14 protein-coding genes are annotated in these 12,163 nt (G+C 49.8%); 4 read left to right on the forward strand and 10 right to left on the reverse strand.

Going from position 1 to position 12,163, the window contains the following annotated elements; translation table 11 throughout:
• The first annotated feature begins 5 nt into the window (after positions 1–5).
• The 3 genes from DW724_RS07940 (at position 6) to DW724_RS15440 (ending at position 1,858) form a co-directional block, all read left to right on the forward strand.
• A complete protein-coding gene (locus DW724_RS07940) occupies positions 6–206 on the forward strand; it encodes an excisionase (RefSeq protein WP_118761151.1) in 201 nt (66 codons plus the stop codon).
• A gap of 79 nt (positions 207–285) precedes the next feature.
• The gene (locus tag DW724_RS07945) at positions 286–1,443 is read left to right on the forward strand and encodes a tyrosine-type recombinase/integrase (RefSeq protein ID WP_118761152.1); all 1,158 of its coding nucleotides are present in this window, start codon (positions 286–288) and stop codon (positions 1,441–1,443) included.
• 223 nt (positions 1,444–1,666) lie between these two features.
• The gene (locus DW724_RS15440; RefSeq protein ID WP_147358649.1) at positions 1,667–1,858 is read left to right on the forward strand and encodes a hypothetical protein; all 192 of its coding nucleotides are present in this window, start codon (positions 1,667–1,669) and stop codon (positions 1,856–1,858) included.
• Positions 1,859–1,940: 82 nt separating this feature from the next.
• Here the strand turns inward: DW724_RS15440 and glyA are convergent, their stop codons facing one another.
• The 10 genes from glyA to DW724_RS07995 all read right to left on the reverse strand — a co-directional run bounded on the left by glyA (position 1,941) and on the right by DW724_RS07995 (position 10,712).
• Complete coding sequence (glyA, locus tag DW724_RS07950) at positions 1,941–3,194, reverse strand: serine hydroxymethyltransferase (protein ID WP_110436868.1); 1,254 nt, start codon at positions 3,192–3,194, stop codon at positions 1,941–1,943.
• A gap of 158 nt (positions 3,195–3,352) precedes the next feature.
• Positions 3,353–3,718 (reverse strand): hypothetical protein, encoded by a 366-nt coding sequence (locus DW724_RS07955; RefSeq protein WP_116704907.1) that lies wholly within the window; start codon positions 3,716–3,718, stop codon positions 3,353–3,355.
• Between the two features lie 141 nt (positions 3,719–3,859).
• Positions 3,860–5,551: a recombinase family protein gene (locus DW724_RS07960; RefSeq protein WP_442861271.1), complete on the reverse strand. Its 1,692-nt coding sequence runs from the start codon at positions 5,549–5,551 to the stop codon at positions 3,860–3,862.
• 38 nt (positions 5,552–5,589) lie between these two features.
• Positions 5,590–5,775, reverse strand: coding sequence for a hypothetical protein (locus tag DW724_RS07965; protein WP_004849804.1), 186 nt, complete (start codon positions 5,773–5,775; stop codon positions 5,590–5,592).
• A 270-nt stretch (positions 5,776–6,045) separates the two neighbouring features.
• Complete coding sequence (locus DW724_RS07970) at positions 6,046–7,386, reverse strand: virulence-associated E family protein (protein WP_118749564.1); 1,341 nt, start codon at positions 7,384–7,386, stop codon at positions 6,046–6,048.
• Positions 7,271–8,011 carry a CHC2 zinc finger domain-containing protein gene (locus DW724_RS07975; protein ID WP_118749565.1) on the reverse strand — a complete coding sequence of 247 codons (741 nt, stop codon included), beginning with the start codon at positions 8,009–8,011 and terminating at the stop codon, positions 7,271–7,273. The genes DW724_RS07970 and DW724_RS07975 overlap by 116 nt, the downstream gene beginning before the upstream one ends.
• Positions 8,012–8,058: 47 nt before the next feature.
• On the reverse strand, positions 8,059–9,531 hold the full coding sequence (gene mobQ, locus DW724_RS07980) for a MobQ family relaxase (protein WP_182436540.1): 1,473 nt from the start codon (positions 9,529–9,531) through the stop codon (positions 8,059–8,061).
• A 2-nt stretch (positions 9,532–9,533) separates the two neighbouring features.
• Entirely contained in the window at positions 9,534–9,851 is a 318-nt protein-coding gene (locus DW724_RS07985) for a DUF3847 domain-containing protein (RefSeq protein ID WP_182436539.1), read from the reverse strand.
• Between the two features lie 286 nt (positions 9,852–10,137).
• The gene (locus tag DW724_RS07990) at positions 10,138–10,341 is read right to left on the reverse strand and encodes a hypothetical protein (protein ID WP_004614949.1); all 204 of its coding nucleotides are present in this window, start codon (positions 10,339–10,341) and stop codon (positions 10,138–10,140) included.
• Positions 10,342–10,487: 146 nt separating this feature from the next.
• Positions 10,488–10,712, reverse strand: coding sequence for a helix-turn-helix domain-containing protein (locus DW724_RS07995; RefSeq protein WP_005362423.1), 225 nt, complete (start codon positions 10,710–10,712; stop codon positions 10,488–10,490).
• A gap of 377 nt (positions 10,713–11,089) precedes the next feature.
• On the opposite strand from DW724_RS07995, the gene DW724_RS08000 reads away from it, so the two are divergent.
• The gene (locus tag DW724_RS08000; protein ID WP_442861272.1) at positions 11,090–12,055 is read left to right on the forward strand and encodes a DUF6076 domain-containing protein; all 966 of its coding nucleotides are present in this window, start codon (positions 11,090–11,092) and stop codon (positions 12,053–12,055) included.
• The last annotated feature ends 108 nt before the right edge of the window (positions 12,056–12,163 follow it).

The raw sequence follows: 12,163 nt of genomic DNA on the forward strand, positions 1-12,163 counted from the left end.
GCATCATGTCTTGCGAAATTCCAATTTGGCAGAAGTCAAACCTGACATTAGAAGAAGCCGCTGCCTACTTCAATATAGGCATCAACAAATTACGTCAGATGACCGAAACGAAAGAGTGTGAACGGTTCGTGCTCTGGGTCGGAACGCGGAGACTGATCAAGCGCAAGGCGTTTGAGGCTTATCTGCAAAATGAATTTTCTATATAATCAGTTATAGTAAAAAGCGTTCAGATATGTTATATTAGGTGTAACACATCTGGACGCTTTTCTAAAAGGAGCGTGTAAAGTGGCAGAAAAGCGTAAAGATAAAAACGGTCGTATTTTGAAGACCGGTGAAAACCAACGTAAGAACGGAACTTACGATTATCGTTATACCGGTACTGATAAGAAAGCGCGATGCGTTTATGCAAAAACACTGGAAGAACTCCGCAAGAAAGAGGAGATCATTCAGCGTGACAAGGCAGATGGAATTGACTATGCAGCTGGTGAAATTACGGTTTCAGAGCTGATAGATCGCTATGTGAACTTAAAACGGGATTGGCGAGAGAATACTCGCCGAGCTTACGGAACAGCCATCAATCGGATTAAAGAAGATGCGTTCGGGCAGATGAAAGTACGGCTGGTGAAGCCATCTGATGCAAAAGCGTTCTATATCGGTCTGCACGATAAGGGCAGCAAACGTAATACCATCACTATTTTTCATAGTGTTCTGCGTCCGGCTTTTGAAATGGCGGTGGATGATGATATTATCCGTAAAAACCCGTTTAAGTTTCAAGTTTCGGACATTCTCCAAAACGATGCGGAAAAGCGCACTGCATTGACGGATGCGCAGCAGAAAGCGTATTTGAAGTATGTACAGGAGAATAGTCAAGATAATTACTATGATGATATTGTAATTCTTCTGGGAACAGGTCTTCGCGTTAGTGAACTGTACGGTCTGACAAAGAAAGATGTTGATTTTAAGACACGTTGCATTTTTGTTGACCATCAATTATGCAGGACGGCAGATAAGCCGTATTTCATCACTGCACCGAAAACATCGAGCGGCGTTAGAACGGTACCTATGTCTGAAACGGTATATGCGGCATTAAAACGTGTGTTCAAGAAGCGGACGGCAAGTAAGTCAGAGCCCATTATAGATGGCTATGGCGGCTTTTTGTTTCTGGATAAGTCGGGAATGCCTAAAGTTGCAATGCACTTGGAAAACTATATGCGAAATCTTCAGAAGAAAATCAACCGCATTTACGGCAATGCGTTCCCTCGAGTGACACCGCACGTTTTACGGCATACGTTCTGCACGAATATGCAGCAAGGCGGCATTGATGTAAAGAGCCTGCAATATTTGATGGGTCATTCTAATGTCAGTGTAACGTTGGATGTATATACCCATACCGATTTCAACACAGTGCAGGAAGCATTCCGCAAAGTTGCATCAAACCTGTGAGAATCGCTTTGATAGCTTACGATAAAACTTACCATTTTTGCCCGTAGATCTATGAATATCCTTGTAGAGATACGTCGAATAAGTAAAAACGAGTACGTTTATATCCCTACATAACCCTACATTTCTCGTTATAAAAATGCAGAGTTTCCATGGGCGGTATGTACTAAGCAGTACCCCAAAACGCTGAAAACACTGGGGATTTCGAGGGTTAAAAGGCAAACTTGTGACAATCGTCAGTGGAAAAGCATCAGATATGTACAAGGCCGACGCCTGCAAAATGCAGGCGTCGGCCTTTTTCCGTTGTCGAAAAATTACAGATGCAAATGTGCTTAATGGATTCTTCAAGGGGCTTGAGACTTACCCGGAAATGAAAACAGAGCGCTTCACAGCAGTGAAACGCTCTGTTTTTGTATGAGTATCATCGGATTTGCGTGCGCCGGAGCTTCATGCTGTATTGCTCAGAAATCCGGATGAAGCAGTTCCGCGGCAGCCGGAGATTATTCGTACAGCGGGAACTTCTCGGTGAGTGCCAGAACACGCGCGGAAATCTCGTCCTTCTTCTCATCGTAGTGGTAGATGCAGTCTGCGATGCAGTCCGCGATGACCTTCATCTCTTCTACACCCATGCCGCGGGTTGTAGCGGCCGGAGTGCCCAGACGAACGCCGGAGGTGATGAACGGGCTGCGCTTCTCACCCGGAACGGTGTTCTTGTTGGCGGTGATGTGAACCGAATCCAGACGCGCCTCCAGATCCTTGCCGGTGCACTCCTCGTCGGTCAGGTCAACGAGCAGCAGGTGATTGTCGGTGCCGCCGGAAACCAGCTTGACACCGCGTGCCTGCAGCTGTGCAGCCATAGCCTTGGCATTTTCGACGATCTTGCGTGCGTACTCCTTGAACTCCGGCTGCAGTGCCTCGCCGAAGCAAACCGCCTTGGAAGCGATAACATGCTCGAGCGGGCCGCCCTGGGTGCCCGGGAATACAGCGGAGTTAATGCGCTTTGCCAGAACCGCGTTGTTGGTCAGGATCAGGCCGCCGCGCGGACCGCGGAGCGTCTTGTGGGTGGTGGTGGTAACAACGTCAGCATACGGCATCGGGTTCTGGTGCTGGCCGCCGGCGACCAGACCGGCAATGTGCGCCATATCAACCATCAGGTAAGCGCCGTAGCCATGTGCGATCTCGGCCATTTTCTCGAAGTCGATGGCACGCGGATACGCGGATGCACCTGCAACGATCAGCTTCGGGCGATGCTTCTTGACAGCCTTCTCAAGCTCAGCGTAGTCGATGAAGCCGTCCTCGTTTACGCCGTAGGAAACAAAGTGGTAGTTCTTGCCGGACTGGTTGACCGGAGAGCCATGGCTCAGGTGACCGCCCTGAGACAGATCCATGCCCATAACGGTGTCGCCCAGATCGAGCAGAGCGAAGTAGACCGCAAGGTTGGCCTGTGCACCGGAGTGCGGCTGAACATTCGCGTATTTTGCGCCGAACAGCTCACATGCGCGCTCGATTGCGATACGCTCTACCTTATCAACAAATTCACAGCCGCCGTAGTAGCGCTTGCCGGGAAGACCCTCTGCGTACTTATTGGTCAGCACGCTGCCCATAGCAGCCATAACGCCGGGAGAAACGATATTTTCGCTGGCGATCAGCTCGATATTCTGGCGCTGACGGTGCAGCTCCTCGTTCATCGCACTGCCCAGCTCGGGGTCGATCGACTGGATCATACCGATGGAATCCATCATTTCTTTGTACATTTGAACTACCTCCAAGCTTTAGTAGTATAAAGTTCTCTTTGACTATACCATTGCCCTCATAAAAAAGCAAGTCGATTTTATGAAAAATATAACCAAAAATGAAGGATTGCAAAAAGCCTCCTGCAAAATGAGAAAAAGGCAGGTTACCCTGCCTTTGCTCAGATATTCTGATAGAACAGTCCGTCCCTCGTGCAGTACCACAGCAGCATGCCGTGCCGAATATAGGGCAGACGCACGTCTAATCCCCATTCCGGGTACTGCTTTTTGACGATCATCGTGTCTCCGGTGAGAAATGCAACGAACGAGATATAGTGCTCGCGGTGCATTTCATGCGGTGCGGTGATATACCATTCGCCGTCGCTGTGCTCAATTTGCAGTGCATTTTCCTCGTCCGGTTTGTGCATAACGAGGTTGGTCAATTTTGCACCGCAGCAGGTCACATCTGCGTCATCGGTCGAGAACAGCAGGTTGCCGCAGGCCGGACAGCGGTAAAACCGCATTTTCTTCATATTGCCGTTAGTCATATCGTTTCCCTCCAGATCGCCTCTCAGCAGGGCTTCGGTGTCCACGCCGAGAGCCTGTGATAACAACGGGAGGAGCGAGATATCGGGAGCACCGCCACCCGTTTCCCTTAATTAAAGATATTGTTGGGTAAAAAAGAAAGGTCAGTCGATTTTGCCGATGAAGCGGTAGTAGATTTCTACTTCCTGCTCACGACTTCCGTCCTCGCCCTTGACAGCTTCGTGGACGGTTATTTTTTCAATTAGAGTGTTCAGAAGTTCGGCGGTCAGCTCCACAGGGTTGACATACTGTTTCATTAGGGCAATCCACTTTTCAGCATCCGCTGCGGTCTGTACGGCGGCTTCCATCATTTCGTGAAGCTGTCTTATTTTTGTTTCAAGCTCCTTTTGCTCGTTCTGGTACTTCTCGGACAGCATATTGAAGTTATACTCGGTTATGCGTCCGGCAGACCAGTCCTCATACATTTTAGCAAACAGCCCGTCAACCTCGGCTTTACGCTTCTCTGCCTTTTTCAGCTCCGCAGCCTGCTTTTTCTTCGCAGAGTTTCTTTCCCTGTCGCTGGCATTGAGTAGCCGTTTCAGCAGCTTGTCCTCGTCTTTCTGTACCATCATAGACCAGTATTGCAGTCTTGCAAGCACATAGGCATACAGTACATCATAGCGGATATAGTGCATGGAACACTGGCGTAATCCCTGTCCGTTCTTGCTGCAATGGTAGTACCCGTATGGGTTTTTGTTCTGCTTGTTTTCCCCATAGGCTAAAGACCATCCGCAGTCTGCACATTTTATCAATCCTGCGAAAATCTGTGTCGTACCGTTTCTGCGTTTCCTGCGTCTGCTTGCAATCAGCTCTTGAACTTTTTGGAACACTTCTTCGGAAATGATGGCTTCGTGGGTATTTTCCACACGATACCATTCTTCCTGCGGCTTCCGCACCTTTTTCTTGTTCTTGAATGAAATGTTGCTCTGCTTGTTGTGAACGCTGTGACCGATGTAGGTTTCCTCTTTCAAAATGCTCTTGACCTGTGCAATCGTCCACGCATAGGCTTTTTCTGCGGGCGCACCGGCGTAGATATTGGCGAAAGTCCCGTATCTTTCATAGTTCAGCCAGCCGGGGGTAGGTACTTTTTCCTCCACCAGAATCCGTGTAATGCTGGCGGCTCCACGCCCGTGTACAGCAAGGTCAAAAATCTTCTCTACAATCCAGCGTGTTTCCGGGTCGATCAGAAGATGACCTTTTTTGTCCGGGTCTTTTACATAGCCCAGCGGTGCATAGGCTCCATAGTGTGCGCCATTGGCAAATCTTGTGTGCATGGCAGCCTTGACCTTTTTGCTGGTCTGTCGGGCGTGCATTTCATTCAGGATGTTTAAGAACGGTGCAAGCTCGCTTTCTCCGTTGATGGTGTCCACATTGTCATTGATGGCAATGTAGCGTACTCCCTTGCTGGGGAAATAGATTTCCGTGTACTGACCGGTCAGGATATAGTTTCTTCCCAGACGGGATAAGTCCTTTGTGACAACGCAGTTGATTTTCCCGTCTTCGATGTCATCAATCATCCTTTGGAAACTTGGACGCTCGAAATTTGTCCCACTCCATCCGTCGTCAATGTACTCGTCTACAACGGTCAGCCCATGCTCTGCGGCATACTGTCTAAGCATCATGCGCTGGGTCTGGATACTGCCGCTTTCCCCCTGTAATTCATCGTCACGGCTCAATCTCAAATATAGTGCAGTGTTATAAATCGTTGTATTGTATGGTTGTTTCACGGTTAAAAATCCTCCTTCTAAAAGAAACAACCCACGCTTATACAATACTCGCTGGTACAAGTATATCATAAGCGTGGGCTGATTGACAGTCGTTATTCCGTATTTTTTCAGGAAGCGGCGGCAGCGTGCTGGATCACATCTTCCAGCAGGCTGTCAAGCGGCTTCCCATCCTGTGCGAAATGCTCCGATACCTTGATACGGACTTTCCCCATGACAAAATACTGGGTGCCGTCTTTTTCGGTAAGCAGGGTGCCGCTGTTTTTGTTATTGCTCTCGTTTTTGCTTTTTGCCATAGGCAGTTACCTCCATAAATGAAATATGCCCGACAAGGGAATGTCAGACAGGTGTACAGCCGCAGACTGTCTCCGTGTCAACCAAACCGTGTCAACCGGCAGAAAAGACTTTGAAAACAATCCATAGGCGCTCTATTATTACTTTTTACTTTTTCTTTGATTTCTTGGTTGACATGGTTGACAAAGGAGAGAAATGCCCCAAATATCAGGCTTTTCCCCGTCAACCGGCTGTCAACCAAAGCGTCAACCAAACTGTCAACCGGTGGCTTTTCAGAATGGAAGTTCCATTTGCCGGGCTTCTTCTTCCGTGATTTCCTGAAAACCGTCCCCCTCCGGCGGAGCTTGGTTGACACGCTCCCAGCCTTTTTGAGAACCGTATTTCTTATACCGCTTCGGGCTTTTGTAGGCTACCCAGCCCTGTATGATGCCGCCCGCAATGCCGGTATTCATAATCTCGCAGATTGCCCGTGTCTCCCAGTCTGCCGGGGAATTTAAGTTCCCCAATGCTTCCTCATAAAGCTGCTTGGAGCATACCCTGTCGCCGGTGTAGTCCTCCAAATAGGCGTAGATCATGCCAGCCTGTGTGTCCTCCTGCATGAAGTCCTGCTGATGGGCGTTCAGGTATCGGTTCATTTCCATGCTGAATGACAGCTTATACTTCCCACTGCGGTAAACCGTCATGGCTTCCGCCCACATCTGTTCGATATACGCCCTCGCCGCCGCTTCATCGTCCAGTATGTGAACCTCCGCCCGTTCCGGGTACACCGTCACGGGGAGAAAGCGCCGGTTGCCGGTGCGGTCACGGGGTAAAAAGTCCTGCCGGTTGGTCGTCCCTCCAAATACACATTGCCGCAGCCGGTCTGCCGGATGTGTCTCATACGGCACTTTGTAGGTTTCTTTCTGGCGGCTTAAGAATGACTTGATTTCCTCAATACTCTTGGCGTTGGCTGTGGCGATCATCTCCGACATCTCGATAATCCAATGCCCTTGCAGCTTGCGGTACACATTTTCATCGTCCAGCTTCTTCAAATCGTCTGAAAACCATTCGTCCCTGCCTGCCAGCAGCCGGAAAAAGGTAGATTTCCCGGCTCCCTGACCACCAACCAGACAGAGCATGACCTCAAACTTGCTCCCCGGTCTGAATACCCGCCGGATGGCTCCCATCAGGAACAGTTTCAAGGCTTCATAAGTGTATTCGTCCGTATCGGCTCCCAGAAAGTGATGCAGGGCGTAACGGATGCGCTCTGTGCCGTCCCATTGCAGGTTGTTCAGGTAATCCCTGACCGGATGGTAGCGGTTTTCATTGGCAACAATCTTGATGGCGCTCTGCACCTTTTTCTCGCTGGTAAGCCCGTAATTTTCTTCCAGATACAAAAGCAGGTAGTTCATGTCCATGTCGGTCAGCGTGGTACTGGTGCGCTCCCAGCCCAGCGGCTTCACAATGTCAATCTGCTCCGTCAAAAGGTTCAGACGCAGTGCCCCACGAAACAGCGGGTCACGCTGGAACACCGTCAGGCAGTTTCGGATGCTGTTCTTCACGCCGCCTTTCTGCGTCCCCTCTAACGTCTCCCGGATTTCTTCCGGTGTCTGCGCCGGTTCCATTGTGTCCATCGTCCTTTTGACCGCTTCCTGCGTTTCCGGCGGCAAGCTCTGAAATTCGCTGTTCAAGCCGCAGCACCTCCTTTCCCTGTGCGGCGATCAATGCCGCTTTTTCTTCTATTTCTCCGTATAACAAAATATCCAAAAGGTATTCTGTGTAGCTTATCCTCTGCAACGCTTCCACAAAAAGAGGATGCCAGATGGCATCCTGCGGCTGTGGGGCGTGTGCTGTTTTCCAATGCTCCAGCAGGCGCAGATAATCGCATAGCACCCGGAAACAATACCGTTCCGTTTCCTGAAATCTCTGCTCCGCTGATTTTTGTCGGGGCTGTGACCTGTTGTGACGCTTCCTATCTGGCGGCGCATTGCCGGATTTCTCATAGGAAACGCCGAAGTCCTCCGCAAGCCTGACCGCAGCTTCCCGTTTCCCCAATCCATGCAGCAAAGCGGCAAAGTCGATCACATCCCCGGAAGCCCCGCAGCCGAAGCAGTAAAAGCGGCTGTCCACTTTCATGCTGGGCGTGCGGTCATTGTGGAATGGACAGCAGACCATGCCGTTTCTTCCCACCCGGATTCCATAGAATGAAGCAGCCTGCCGGGTGGTAACAGACTGTTTCACCGCTTCAAATACATTCAAATACTCCCTCCATAAAAATACCGGTAGCGGTAAAGCTGCCGGTTATATCATAGCTCCATCTCATGTTTCTTTCTCTGTACTGCCTGTGGCTGCTCCCTCCGGCGCAGTGCGGTATCTACGGCGTTCTGCACCTGCCGCAGCCGTATGACTTCCTCCCGGAGTGGCTTGTGCTGCGGAGACAGTTCGGCATACTCTGTTTTTAACTGTGCATATTCCTGTTTCCATGCTTTCAGGGCAATGGGTTTTCCGTCCAGTTTTTCTTTCAGAATACGGCGGGCGGCATAAAACAGCCGTAACTCCGCATCGTGGGATGTTTCAAATTTCTCCCTCTGTTTCTTAAACTTGATATTGTTCAATTCCGTATGGACAGGTTTTAGCCGCTGGTAATTCTCGCCCTCCCGTATCAATTCCTGCAATTCCTTTATCCGGGCAGATTTCTTTTTCATGGAGCCGCTTAATGCTTCAAATTCTTCACTGACAGAGGAAAGACGCTCCTGCAAATCCTCTAATGTGAGCAGCTTGTTTTCCGTCAGATAATTGACGGCTTCGGCAAACTGCTTTAAGTTTCCGGTTCTGGCTTTATTGCTCCATGCCCCTGCGTTGCGCTGGTTGTAATAAGCGATCAGCAGGTCGGCAAGGCTCGGTGTCTGGGGTTTGGAAAGTTCTTCTTTTACCTCTGCCATCCAGACAAACAGGGCTTTGATCTTCTTCCTCACATCCTGCATGAGCCGGTTGGTGGCTTTAATCCAGCGGTTCAGTTCCCCTTTCTCGGTGCGGATGCCCTTTGCTTCCATCTGCCGGACATTAGCTCCCTCGTGGACAGTAGGTATCAGGTCAAGCCCCTGCCGCACATAGGAACGGTGGTCGATACGCACATCCAGCCCTTTTTCCTCAAATTTTGTATTAACGGCAGCCGCCCACTGCTCCCGCCAGTGTTCCAGCGTTTCCGGCTCATGCCAGTCTGTTGTATGGACAGCGTTAAACATATAATCGCCGTTTTTATCCCGGATTCGGTTTCCATCTTCATCAAGAAGATATTCCCGACGCTGTTTTTGTCCCCATGTGCCATCCGGGTTCAAAGGGCGCATGGTTGTCATCACATGAAAATGCGGGTTAGGGATGCCGCCGTCCTCTTTCTCCGGGCTGTGAAAAGCAAGGTCGGCAATCATGCCTTTTGTCACAAACTGCTCCTGTACGAACTTCCTCGCCAGCTCCATGTTTTCTTCCAGCGTCAATTCATTCTGCATGGCAATATCAAAGGAATAGGCAAGCTGTGCTTTTGGATGTTTCTCGCAGTTCTCCACAGCATTCCAGAGGGTCGCCCGGTCAAGATATATTTCCGGCGCATGGGGCGGCAGCATGATTTCCGAAGCGATCACGCCGCCCTTTTTGGTGTAGTCGCTGACTTCTCCATAGTAGCTGCTGTAAAGACGCTCCCCGGCTCGGTAGGCTGCGCTGGCAATGGCGCTCTGACCGGCGCTGCGCTTGATCTGTGCGATTGAAAAATGATAAAGTGCTATCCTTAGTCACCGCCTTTCTCCTGCCCGGAAATACGGGCGTGGTTCTCTGCGGCAGACCGGATGAAATGCTCCGCCTGCGGCAGATTCAAAATGCTTTCCATGAGGGAATAAAATTCCGCTTCGGATAGCTCCTTTGTCTGTGGTGCAATGCTCTCAATAGCTGCCCCACGGGTAATCAGCCGGTGCGTCCTCTGTTTCCGGGAACCGCTTTCCAGATACGCCTGCCGGTTTTTCAAACGCTGCATTTTCCGTTTTTCCTGTTCCAGCAGGACAGTGGTTTTTTCATATTCCTGCTTCAACTGTTCCAAAGATTTTTCCATGTTCTCACATCCTTTGCTGATAAGATAAAGAAAGACCATCCGCAGACAGTCCGTGTGTCAGTGCTTCTATAAAACCCGATGAAAAGGGAAAACCGCAGAGCGGATTTCTCTTTGCGGCGGGTACACAGGGGATAGCCGCTTTAGCGGCGCAAGGGGGTGCAGCCGCCTTGTCGGAGCGAAGCGAACGCAGACCTCGGATTGCTGATTTTATCAGCGGCAGAGGTAAGCTCCGCAGGACGCACGATACATGGTCTTTAGACTATGTATAGAAGTGCGCCCTTAGTTCCTAAGGGATTTTTCCGTTTCCGGCAGTCTTGTCCTTTTTCTTGGAACGCTTGGAAAGATACTTCGGGCAGTCAACCACAACCGCCCGGAAGCTCTGTTTACATTCGTGCTGGCATTTCCGGCACAGTTCGTTGTAAGTGATACGGCTGCGGTCATTTAAGAAGAAAGACCATTCCAGCCGCCGCTTGTTGCTCATTCTTGCCATAACCGGCTCCTTTCTCCGTTTCTATCTGATGTACGCAGATAGGCTGTTTTGGTGTAGCGTCTCGGTATCATTTTTAAGGTTTTTTCTCTCTGTATGCCCCTTTGGAAAGTGCGGCAGTATTGCAGTCAGGGAATGATACCTCACGCTTATTTGTCGCTTCCCGGTACGGTTTCGGAGCCTTTTGCCATCCATTCAAAGAAAGCAATTTTGCTGACCTTGATAAGCCTCCCCCTGCGGAACGCCGGAAAGCCGGGGGTGTGTACCAGCTCATAGGCGCTCGCTCTTGAAATTCCCATAATCCGCTGAATGTCCGCCACATCCAGAACCAGCGGTAAATCCTCGTAGCTGTTCAATCTCTTTTTATCGTTCATTCTGTTCCTCCCATAAATCAAATAGGTTAAAATGCTTCCTGCTGCCGCTCTCCCCAAAAGCCGTTTTCCTGCCCCATTCCTGCGGTGTTTCCCTGCATTGGTGCGCCGGATGCGTCACTTCTCCTGCCGGTCATATCCTTTTTGGACGGTCATTCACTTGTCAAGGTACTGTGCGGTACGAAATTACCAACCGCAATCATCATAGCGTACTATCCTTGACAAAACAATGATTCTGCGATACCATGAGTGTAACTGATATAACTGAATTATATAATTACCATAAACAAAGGCAGGGGATAGGGATGGAGAATCAGTTTATACGGCATGAGCCATGTTTTGAGAGGATTTTGTTTGTCCTGACGCTGGACAGGAAGAAAATGAAAGAGCGGATTTTGATTGGGGAAGAACAGCAGATCCGCTTCCGGCTGAACGGGAGCCAAAACGCAGAGGTGCTTTGTGATATGACACGCCCGCTGGGAACTTTTTTGATAAACTTTGAGCGTGACACGGACAGAGATTGGAACTTATACGGGCTTTCTCCGCTGCGGCAAGCCCTCCACTCCAACCGACGGAAACAGCCGGAGCTGGAGCAGACGGCAAGCGAATTTCTCTGGGGAAAATATCTTAGCAATGACCCTCTGAAAATGTATGTGGCGTTCCGTATCTGGAACAGCTATCTGCTTGCCAGAGAACCCCGTGACCGTAACGCTGCCTGTGACCGCTTCATGGATAAAATGAGCAGCCTGACCGGGGTATTCCATAACGAAGCCATGAGCTTTGACAGGGAGACAGGAAAACCGAAACATTTTCAAGCTGGCAGCCTTTATTTCAAAGGCGCACCGTCAGAAGATACCCGGCTTGACCTCTGGTTACCGGACAACCGGCGCACAGAAGAATGTGTGTCTGCCTATGCGTCCCTCTACCCGTTGATTACCTATTATCTGAACAGGCTGAATGACTGGGGGCTTTGCTTCCGGCGGTGCAAGGTCTGCGGGAAATATTTTCTGGCAAAGAGCCAGCGGTATGAGCTGTGCAGCGACAAGTGCCGAAAAGCACAGGCACTTCAAAACAAGCGGGAATTTGACGAGAGGGCAAGAGAAAATAACTATGACCTGCTTTATAAAAATGAATGCCAGAACTGGCGCAACAAAATAAACCGGGTAAAAAATACCGCAGGCTTTCCGGCTGACCGTCTGGAAAAAATACAGGCTGCCTTTTCCGACTTTAAGAAAGAAGCCTTACAGAGAAAAAAGGCTGTAAAAACAGGAACGGCCAGCCCGAAAGAATTTACGGACTGGCTGTATCAGCAGAGTAATGTAATTGTGAAGCTGACTGAATACTAAATTTTTTCTCGTTGTGAGGTTTCTGTGACATTTGCCTGATGGCAGTATCGAAATTGCAGTAATTACTCATGCAAAATGCTTCTTCGTTTTATACACTATACCTATATG

Origin of the sequence: Butyricicoccus sp. AM27-36 (assembly GCF_003480945.1) — a bacterium.
GTDB lineage: Bacteria > Bacillota > Clostridia > Oscillospirales > Butyricicoccaceae > Agathobaculum > Agathobaculum butyriciproducens.